Annotated in this window: 7 protein-coding genes; 3 read left to right on the top strand and 4 right to left on the bottom strand. The window is 38.8% G+C overall.

Annotated features, from left to right (window positions below; genetic code table 11):
- Positions 1–61 precede the first annotated feature (61 nt).
- Positions 62–3,847, bottom strand: a complete 3,786-nt coding sequence (locus AAOP42_RS00270) for a metallophosphoesterase (RefSeq protein WP_349526451.1) — start codon at positions 3,845–3,847, stop codon at positions 62–64.
- 48 nt (positions 3,848–3,895) lie between these two features.
- The gene (locus AAOP42_RS00265; RefSeq protein ID WP_349526450.1) at positions 3,896–4,795 is read right to left on the bottom strand and encodes an SdiA-regulated domain-containing protein; all 900 of its coding nucleotides are present in this window, start codon (positions 4,793–4,795) and stop codon (positions 3,896–3,898) included.
- Positions 4,796–4,924: 129 nt separating this feature from the next.
- Here AAOP42_RS00265 and AAOP42_RS00260 point away from each other — a divergent pair, with 129 nt between their 5' ends.
- From AAOP42_RS00260 to AAOP42_RS00250, 3 genes are all read left to right on the top strand, one after another.
- A complete protein-coding gene (locus AAOP42_RS00260; protein WP_349526449.1) occupies positions 4,925–6,115 on the top strand; it encodes a Pycsar system effector family protein in 1,191 nt (396 codons plus the stop codon).
- Positions 6,112–7,101 carry a hypothetical protein gene (locus AAOP42_RS00255; RefSeq protein WP_349526448.1) on the top strand — a complete coding sequence of 330 codons (990 nt, stop codon included), beginning with the start codon at positions 6,112–6,114 and terminating at the stop codon, positions 7,099–7,101. Before AAOP42_RS00260 ends, AAOP42_RS00255 begins: the two co-directional genes overlap by 4 nt.
- Positions 7,102–7,216: 115 nt before the next feature.
- Entirely contained in the window at positions 7,217–7,984 is a 768-nt protein-coding gene (locus AAOP42_RS00250; RefSeq protein WP_349526447.1) for an NRDE family protein, read from the top strand.
- Between the two features lie 12 nt (positions 7,985–7,996).
- On the opposite strand, the gene AAOP42_RS00245 is transcribed toward AAOP42_RS00250, so the two are convergent.
- Together AAOP42_RS00245 and AAOP42_RS00240 are read right to left on the bottom strand one after the other, a co-directional pair.
- Positions 7,997–8,674: a heavy metal transporter gene (locus tag AAOP42_RS00245; protein ID WP_349526446.1), complete on the bottom strand. Its 678-nt coding sequence runs from the start codon at positions 8,672–8,674 to the stop codon at positions 7,997–7,999.
- Positions 8,675–8,896: 222 nt separating this feature from the next.
- Positions 8,897–9,090: hypothetical protein (locus AAOP42_RS00240; protein ID WP_349526445.1), on the bottom strand; the 194-nt coding region annotated here is incomplete at its 5' end.

The following is a 9,090-nucleotide window of genomic DNA, read 5'->3' as shown; positions in this document are numbered from 1 at the left end:
TAGGTACTTGTTCACATGCTTTTTCAATGATTGTTTTACTTTTTTTTCATAACTTCAATTCTTATTTTGTGAACTCCGAAGTTAGAAGTTCTTTGGCATTCCCCGAAGGGCTTCCGACGAAGGAGGTTCGTTCAACAACGGGTAGGTTTTCCTCATCGGTAAAGGCCATGGTGAACGAAATGACTGCCTGGCCAAGGGGAGCAACGTAAATTCCTCCTCCGGCACTGTCATGCCATTTGCTGGAATTTTCTCCATCTACCCATACCCTGCCCAGGTCATGAAAACCGAGAATACCGAATTGCCCGGGAAAAAGATAGCTTCTAAAATCAAATAGCTTGACCCGTAAGTCAAGGTTGTTGTAGAGACTTGTTTGTCCGTAAAACCGGGTGCGGCGGAAACCTCTTAAATTGTCTTTGCCTCCAAGGGTAGCGGCATTGTAAAATTCACCGGAATTGAGGTCGCTGAAATTGTGTGCTCCTCCCACCCGCCAACCGATGGTAGCTTTGGCAGGAAATTTAAAGCTGTAGAAAAATGAGACCGATGACCGGGCAGTGTGATAGTCAGAGGACAGGTCATTGCCTCCTTTCAGCAGCTCCAGTTCGGTATTCCAATACAATCCCCGTGTGGTCAATTGCTTGCTGTCTCTGGTATCTACTTCCAGGGCAGTGTATAATCCGGGATACTTTCTATTGGTTTCAATCAGGTCTGGTGTGTTGAGATCGGAATCACCAAGGTATCCACCGCTTTGTTCTTCCAGAGAAACGCCCCGGTATTCCGGGCCAAAAGTGAATCTGGCATGTGCCCCTAAATCAGTGGATAATGTAGCCCGATACAGGATGTTTTCAAACCGCACTCTATAGTAATCTATATCATGATTGTCCACATCATAGAAGGAGTTGTTTCCGATTCCAAAGAAATTGTTGACGAAAAAAGGTTTGCGAACATCTGTAATAAGCCCTAAGTCCCATTTGCCCAATACATCGGTAAATGTTCCATCATATTTGATGTTGAAAGCACGTGTAGCAAAAGCAAAATTTGCAGTGAATTTATGTTTTGCAGCAAAGGGCTGTTTTCTCCATCCCTGTTTGGTAAACATAAACCCACCTCCAATAAAAATGCCATCGTCTTTGTTGTACTGAGCATCCAGCAGAGGAAAGAGCACATCATACTTATGAGACATTCTATCATACTTATGAATTTCCGGATTGCTTGATAATTTGGATTTGATATTACTGTCCACTTCTGTATCCGGAGTGTCATAGACTAATATTTTGGATCCACTTTTTGTAGTAGATTCAGCTACTTCGTCCTGTCCTTCTCCACTAATTATCCTTACTTTTATTTTACCATTCGCTTCACCGCTGATGTCGAACCTGTCTTCTCCGTCCAGTCCGTAAAGTCTTATTTCTTTAGTTTCACTCGCATAAAATGTCCTTTCAAATATTTTATGCTGGATATTTCCCTTTTTGGATATTTTAGAAACAGATACTTTCAGCTCCCCTGATTTGGGACTTTCGATCAGAAAGAACTCATCTTTATTTGTTCCGACTATGTCCACCGCTTTTGCCAGGTGCACGTATAGCTCCAATGCATATTCTTTAAGATGATCCCTTCTCGATTTTAAAATAGAGGCGGTACTTTCTCCTGTCATTTCATAAATACTTTTGGGCCATTGTCGAACGGCAAAATCAATCGCCTCGTCTGTCAGGTTTTGTTGTAGTTTGGTGGCAGCTTGCTCCCAATCTTGTCTGGACAAGTTGGTAAGAAAGGAGCGGTCGAAATATCGGGCGTTGTAGGCCAGGCCGGGTGCCCAGTGCACATTTTCATTAAACCCTTCAATTTTAGGCATAGCCCATTTCCTACTTACGATTTTTGGTAGAATCCCTTCGTTCACAAAGAATGCCTGATCCCTGTCTCTTGGTATTGGGCGATAGACTTTTCCTTCTCCTTCCTTAAAACTTGCCCACCTCCACTGATCATCGTGCCGATCCCAGTCAGCAATTATGAGATCAAATAGTCTGGATTTTAATACCCATTTTTGATCTACAACATTGTCGTTATCATCCTGAATTTCTTCAAGTACTTCCATAGTATTCACCAAATCTTTTGAATCACCGAACATTCCGGTTCCTTTCCAGTTTTTGGCGGGTCGTTCTTCGAATATTGCCAGCGTATTGGCAAAAGTCTCCTGATATTCTCCCAGTCTTGGATCATCAGGAATGTACACAACTTTCGGGTTGGTGTGATATATACCTGCTGCATCAGCCAGAAAAGGGACAACCAAGGCTCCATAAGGATGAGATGCCGAAATCTGATCTTGTACAATGGAGACAGCAATGGTTTGTCGCAGCAACTCAGGCATGGCTTTTTCTGCATACTTTTCGACGGATCTGAGTACGTATTGTTTGCCATCTTCTGCTTCCAATCTCAGGGATTTGGTTTGCATACCGCCACCCACTTTCACAGGTGTTAAACCACTTTTTTCCACTCCAATATCAAAAACTTCTACGTCAATTTCCTTTGACCAGACATCCCGGTAGTTTTTTCCTAACAATGTCCTTTTTAGTCCCCCTGCATCATATTGCGAGGATGCTTTTACTTTTGCCGTCTTATCAAATGTAGTTTGCTGAGGGTTTTGTTTAGTGGGAATCCCCGTTTTTTTCTTTTCAAACAAAATGCTTTCATGAGCGATTTTACCTTTGGGGTATTCTTCATCCACTATCCAAAACTCTGTTTTCATACTACCATCATCCATGAAATCAATTTTGGAAAAACCAGTTTTAGAAGCACTGAATTTCGAATACTTTCCATTTTTAACATAAGTAGCTTTTGAGCCGGATCCACTAACTATGTAGTCAATGCCATCTTTTTGAATGTGCTGTAAACTGTGCTCATGCCCTGCTACATAAACAGCATTTTTGTATTTTTTTAAATAGCCTTCAATCGTATTTCGGATTGCTTTGTATTTGGGATGTGGAATGTCCTGTATGTTGCCAATGGTAGATCGGTACAATGGATATATGGAACCAATAACCGGCAATGGAATGTATAGTCCTTTTTTAGCCTCCGCCAGAGGAAAAATGTGATCTTTCAGTGGATATTTTCCTCCATGTAGTCCGTAACTGAACAAAGGGTGATGTGAGGCAAGGATTACCCGGTCTTCTTTGTGTTTTGCAAGTAGGTTGTCTATTTCTGACAGTACTTCCACGGAATTTTTAAACTCACACGAACTTTCTTCACCAGGCTTATCAAACTTATGCAGTAACCATTGCATGTCGAAAATGATCAGCCATAGGTCTGTGTTCAACTCAATTTCGACCGGACCCGGGCAGCCATTGTTGGGTTGAAAAACATTCTTGTTCTGGAAAAAATCAGTTACAAATTTCTGTTGATTGAGTACATGTTGCCAGCCTTCTTGTTTTCCTTTTGCCCAATCGTGATTGCCTGGAATTACATAGGTTTTCCCTTTGTAATCTTTTGACACTTCCAGTTGTAGTCTTAGCTTGTGTTCCTGCAATGCTCTGTCAGGATTGCCTTTGTCTCCCAACCCTACGGGGTAAATATTGTCTCCCAAAAAGATAAGTGAGCTGTTTTCTCCGGCTACATCTAAATGTCTTTTTAAGAGGCTCAAATTTTCAGCAGCCTGATCGGGTTCGCCTGCATCTCCGATAAGGAAGACAGAATGAGAAATAGAGGGTTGCCGGGCAAATGAGGTATAGTGGATTGATGTATTAAGCAGGAATAATATTAAAAATAGTCCATAATCCATAGTCCATAGTCCACGGTACATTTTTGTTAACCGTACCAGAGTGTTTGAACCTATCTTTGTTAGGGCATTTATATTCATTCCTTATAATTTATGCAACAGGCTGTTGTCTGTTGACTATCGACATATTCATTTCATTTCAAACCTCAAAATATATCCTTTGTCTCCTTCTCCTTCACTGGAAATAAACAGGTCTCCATTTGGTGCAAAGCAAATGCCTTCCGGCTGTCCTAATATACCAGGAGATATTGGATAACTCGCATGAATTTTACCTTCACGACTAACTACTATCATCAATTTTCCCGTTGAAGCAATGATATAATAATTGCCATCTATAGGGTGCAAGGCAATACCTGAGGGATGAAAATTAATTCTTTTTTCTTCGTAAGCATTGTCTTTATGGGTTTCTAAAAATTCTTTGATGTCTTTTTTAGACACTGAGAATAAAGGTTCTTTTACAAATTCATGTTTATCCAGATTATATTGATAGAGTGCCTGACCGCTTATTTTTTTCTTGTCAATATCCGAATCTCCTTTACAAACCATGACGAGGCTGTTTGTGGCTTTGTCATAACACAGCCCTTCTATGTCATTTTTCTTCCCCAGGGGAGTATTGACCTTTCTGGTATTCAAATTACCTTCTTTTCCTTCATAATTGAAAATCAAAAGATACCCTTTGCTGTTTACTACATAAGCAGAATCTCCCATGATTTCAACACCTTCATAGTCGCCTGAATCCCAAAACCTTAAGGACAAGCTTATTTCTTTGTTGATATAATCGTACAAAAAAAGTTTCCCATCTTCGTCTTGTATGCAGGCTAAGACGCCATGTTTTACATAGGATAATCCGGAAATTTCTTCTAACGCATAAGGGAGAAAAAACTTTTGTTTGTACTCCTTGAGATTGTAATGGTGGAGGCTGTCATGAGTAACCAAAAATAGCTTGTCGGCAGTGACCCGTTTGGGGGGGTCACAAGCTGATGTGATTACCGTTCCTAATAAAACTATAAATAAAATTAAGATACGCATAATAGCAATCAAAATATACGGTTTTGTATGAATGATACTATTCACGAGAGTATCATATTTTAGTTGGAAATAAATTTAGTTATTGTTTAACTCTATATTTATTAACTTGTTCATTTATTGATAACAGACATGATAGAGGAATCTGCCATCCTTCAGGAAACAGCAAAATATGCGCAAAAAATTCTGAATGAGAAATTGCCTAAGGAATTTGTATATCATTCTTTGGAACACACCAAAGATGTGGTAAATGCCGCAAAGGAAATTGGGGAAGGAAGTGGGCTGAGTGATGCCGAATTAGAAGTGGTTGTGATAGCTGCATGGTTTCACGACCTGGGCTATTGTGAGTCGATGGATGAACATGAAAAAGTAGGGACAGATTTAGCTGTAAAATTTCTCACAGAACATGATTTTCCGGAAGAGAAAACCCGGCAGGTAATAGGATGTATCATGGCCACAAAAATGCCACAAAGTCCGAAGAATTTGCTAGAAGAGGTGTTATGCGATGCGGATTTGATTCACTTATCTTCCAGCGAATATTGTGATAAGGCAGAGAAATTAAAAGAGGAGTTGGCGTTTTCTAAAGGACTGGAGCTTTCCAATAAGTTGTGGTGGAGTATGAACCTCGATTTTTTTGAAAAACAAGAATATTTCACTGAATATGCCAAGGAAAACTATGCCAAAGGGAAAACCAAAAATCTGGAGTTGGCAAAAGACAAATTGAAACAATACAAGAAAAAAAAAGTGAAAAATCCTGAGCATTCAGAAGGAAAAACTCAAAAAACCGGAAGAGGAGTGGAAACGATGTTTCGTCTTACTTCAAAAAACCACCTGGACTTGAGTAATATGGCTGATAACAAGGCCAACATTATGATTTCAATCAACTCTATAATTTTATCGGTAATAGTCTCGGTACTGATAAGAAAACTTGAAGAATACCCTCACCTGATAGCACCAACTATGATTATGACTGTTGTTTGTCTGACTACTATCGTTTTTGCTATATTGGCTACCAGGCCCAATGTAAGTGAAGGAAGGTTTACCCGTCAAGACATTCTCAACAAAAAAACCAACCTTCTGTTTTTTGGAAATTTCCATAGCATGAGTTTGCAAGACTATGAATGGGGGATGAAAGAAATGATAAAAGATCCTGACTATGTCTATAGCAGCCTGATCAGGGATATTTATTTTCTGGGTGCTGTGTTGGGCAAAAAATATAAAATGCTTCGAATAGCTTATACCTTCTTTATGTTCGGTTTTGTCTTTGCTGTCCTTTCTTTTATTTTGGCAGAAGTATTCCTGAAAAGCCAATATTCCTATTGAGTAAATACCATCACCAAATTAACCTGACTTCTGAAAAATATTTGGCCATCAATGACTTATTGAGAAGGTATTTCTATTCTCTTATTTTTAAGAAAAACATCTTAATACTTTTTGTACTGTCAGTTGCTTCAGTATCATCCGGATTTACTCAGGCTACTATACAGGACGAAGGAAAAATGAAAGAAGCGATCGAGTGGTTAGAAAATCGATTGAGCTACAGCTACCAAAACAAATCCACAGGAGAATGGTGGAACAACAAGTTGTTTTTTGATGTCGGGTCAAACGAAATAAACATCAAGAATTCTTCTTCTGACATTCCAAATGGAGCAAGCAAGAATGTGTATTACGACAGGAAAGTGCTGTTGACAGAACTGGACATGCGTTCGGTAAGGATAGAAAAAGTTGAGCAAGGTGATGGAAGGATTCCAAAGGGGAAAGTGGTGAAGGTGAATGTGATAGGGAATGAAAAAAAGATCAGGAAATCGTATAATGGCAAAGCATCATCCGACGAATATTTTCTTCAGATTTCTTTTCCTGAATCCGATAGTAGCTTGTACGCCTTGGCAGAGGATTGCAAAAGATATTTTATGATGGCTATTGACATGGCATCAAGGATATATCCCACATCCGATTCTTTGCAAAACACCAACCTTATTTTCAACACTTTGCCCGGAAGCTATCTGGGAGTAGATGGGTCTGTATGTCAGGTCATAGAATTGTTTCCTTATACCTTGGAGTTACAGTTTTTCAAGCAGGATAAATTGTTTATGAAAAACCTACTCAAGTATGATCCATCCAGCCATCGGTTCAATCATTGGGTGATTGATGCAGCAAAGGGGGACAACCATCTGGTGGAATTGGAGACGAGCAATTGGGTAAGGCTGGAAAACAAAATAGAGAAATTTGTGGTGACATTAATCAGCCTGCATCAATTCAGTATAGAAGATAATAGTATTGTTATGGAATATTTTCGATCTGGTTTTTAATATAAACTCTTACCCTATATTGTTAATCAACTGACAATGTTGAATTTGTCTAATTCATTAAAATAATTGCAACCATTTTACCACATTTGCGGTTGATATTCCTTTACAAATTACTATGTGTCTGATATTATTTTCGTGGAAAACACACCCAAAGTATAATTTGGTTCTTGCGGCAAATCGTGATGAATTTTACGAGAGGCCGACTGCCAAGGCTGCTTATTGGAAGGACCATCCTAATATTTTGGCAGGGAAAGATTTGCAAGCGGGAGGTACCTGGATTGGAATAGGAAAATATGGAAGAATTGCTGCTATTACGAATTATCGTGATCCTCAAAATATTGACTCCAAGGCTCGCTCCAGAGGCCAGCTTACTGTAAATTATTTACTATCTAAAGATGCTCCTGAAGCCTATTTGAGAAAGGTGAAAAACTCCGGTATTCATTACAACGGATTCAACCTATTGGTTGGTGATTCTGATAACATGTTTTACTACAACAATGTAAACCATCAAATTACGGAACTTAAACCGGGAAATTATGGGTTGAGCAATGGTTTCTTTCAGCAAAACTGGCCGAAATTAAAAAAAGGAAGAAATGCTTTGATAAAAGCGATTTCAGAAGATGATGTTTCTGAGAACAGACTTTTCGAAATCCTTACGGATACTGAAATAGCAGATGACACATCACTTCCCAAAACAGGCATACCGCTTGAGTGGGAACGGGCACTGTCACCATTGTTTATCAAAACAGAAAAGTATGGCACACGCTGCTCAACACTCATTTATACAGAGCAAAACGGTGACGGAGTGTTCATAGAGAAGACGTATGCTGTTGGTAGTGTGCAGGAAGAGAACCTGGAAAGGATTGAGTTTAGTGTTGGTTAAATTTTGTCAATCTTAAACTCCTTTGATCAGGCTCTGGTAATTATCGGTAATATATTTTTCAATAGAGTCGTAGAATGCTTCCAACTCCATTTCATCCAAATCTATAGTTACCTGGCTATCATTGGCTAGTGATAGTTGTACCTTATACAAGACATCTCTTTCATCTTTAATCGGAGTGATCTGCTGAATATTTTTGATTTCAAAAGCTCCTTCCTTTTTATTGTTTTTGTATTCTATCACATCAGAAGTCAGTTTCAAAAAATCATTGTAGTTATTGATGCCTGAGACCAGTTTTCCAACAACCGGAACAAGAACACATATGGCAGCCCATATATAAAAACGAATTTCATGGATTTGATAATTAAGATAAATAAATCCAAAAATGGCAGGTATGCTGAGATAGATAAATGCTTGTATTTTTAATTTGGTTCGATGATTTCTGAAAATCACTTCTTCTTTTTGCAAGTCAACTGCAACAGGGAATAATAGTTCCTCCCACAGAATCAGCACCATAATAAGGACTGCCAAGCTTGCCAGAAACATTCCAAAATAGACGCTGTAATCTCCTTGTAAATCGGCTCTGGGGATTGCAAAAATTTGACCTGATAAAAAGAATGACAAAGCAAAAATCAATATAAGAAGCCCGATACTTATTTCAATCGGATAAGAAGGCTTGATAATTTTTCCCATAATGGTTGAAAATGAATGTTTCGGCGATTATAGCAAAAAAATAGCTTTTTAATAAGTTTTATTCAGGATATATATTCAGTTAGAATTTGTTGACCTCCTAGACCTCTTTTTTGTTGTCAGATTAGGTAATCCGGTTCAGTTTTAATGTGCCGCAGCTAAGAAACGTGCGAGTTTTGGAATAAGTATCTGCCTGGATTTGCAACAAAAAAACTGGACAAATAGTTAAGCACTTTTCAAATAATTGGTTTTTCCATATCGATCAGGCATTTTCTTAGCCGTTGTTGAACGAACCTCCTTCGTCGGAAGCCCTTCGGGGAATGCCAAAGAACTTCTAACTTCGGAGTTCACAAAATAAGAATTGAAGTTATGAAAAAAAAGTAAAACAATCATTGAAAAAGCATGTGAACAAGTACCTA

The organism is Reichenbachiella sp. MALMAid0571 (genome assembly GCF_040151475.1).
Lineage (GTDB): Bacteria > Bacteroidota > Bacteroidia > Cytophagales > Cyclobacteriaceae > CAXBNB01.
This window is presented reverse-complemented; position numbering and strand designations above follow the sequence as displayed.